The following is a 1,317-nucleotide window of genomic DNA, read 5'->3' on the forward strand; positions in this document are numbered from 1 at the left end:
GGGGCCTCACCCCTGAGTGTGGACACCTTGGAGACTGGATCTTGAGGTCCAGGGGAAGAGATGTCACTGATGGCTCTGAAGAACTACCCGGAGGAGTTCAAGGCCGACGCTGTGGCCTTGTATCTGTCGGACCCGTCCAAGACCTACAAGCAGGTCGCTGAGGATCTGGGGATCAACCGGGCGACGCTGCGGGAGTGGGTGCTGGCCGCGCAGCGCAACGGCACCGCGGGCCCCAAGCCGGCCAGGACGGGTAAGCCGGCCGCTGGCGGCCAGGTAGCCTCGCCGGACGTGTTGGAAGAGGAGAACAAGCAGCTCAAGGCCCGGATCGAGGAGCTGGAACTGGAGCGGGACATCCTGCGGAAGGCGGCCAAGTTTTTCGCGGGCGAGACGAACTGGTGAACCGCTTCGAGTTCGTTGAGGACCACAAGCACGCCTTCGGCGTGAAGCGGTTGTGCCGGGTGCTGGGGGTTGCCCGGTCGTCGTTCTACCGGTGGCTGGCCGCCGCCCCGACCCGGCTGGCCCGCCGCAAGGCCGACGACGTCCTCGCGGCGAAGATCCGGGAGATCCACCAGGCCGAGGACGGCACGTACGGTTCCCCTCGGGTCACCGCCGAGCTGCACGAGCAGGGAGTGCGGGTGAACCACAAGCGGGTCGCGCGGGTGATGCGTGAGCGCGGCATCGTCGGGCTGCACCTGCGCAAGAAGGTGCGCACCACGCTGCCCGAACCGTCCGCGGCCCCGGTCCCGGACCTGCTGAGGCGCGACTTCACCGCCGGACAACCGAACCACAACTACGTCGGCGACATCACCTATCTGCCGATCGGGGGCGGGAAGTTCCTCTATCTCGCCACGGTCCTGGACCTGGGATCACGAAGGTTGGCGGGCTGGTCGATCGCCGACCACATGCGCACCGAACTCGTCGTGGACGCCTTGCAGGCCGCCGCCCGCACCCGCGGCGGGCACCTGGACGGGGCGATCTTCCACAGCGACAACGGCGCCCAATACTGCAGCACCGAGTTCGAGGAAGCCTGCCGTCGGCTCGGGGTCACTCGTTCCCGCGGCGCGGTGGGCACCAGCGCCGACAACGCCGCCGCCGAGTCCTTCAACGCAACCCTCAAACGCGAGACGTTGCAGGGCGCCGACCAGTGGGCCTCGGCCCGCGACGCCCGCCTGGCGGTATTCGGGTGGATCACCAGATACAACACCCGCCGCCGACACTCCCGGCTCGGCCAGACATCACCGATCAACTACGAGAAAACCGCAGGTAGCCTGGCAACCGCCGTCTGAAACCGGTGTCCACATTCAGGGGTAAGCCCCC

Annotated in this window: 1 protein-coding gene; it reads left to right on the forward strand. The window is 67.7% G+C overall.

Translation table 11 applies throughout. From position 1 onward, the window contains the following. The first annotated feature begins 69 nt into the window (after positions 1–69). A protein-coding gene (locus ACGFNU_RS50650) for an IS3 family transposase (RefSeq protein ID WP_392604176.1) occupies positions 70–1,286 on the forward strand; the annotation gives its coding sequence in 2 pieces (ribosomal slippage) (positions 70–373 and positions 373–1,286; 1,218 coding nt in all). Positions 1,287–1,317 lie beyond the last annotated feature (31 nt).

This window comes from Spirillospora sp. NPDC048911, from assembly GCF_043198015.1.
In the GTDB taxonomy this organism is placed as follows: Bacteria; Actinomycetota; Actinomycetes; order Streptosporangiales; family Streptosporangiaceae; genus Spirillospora.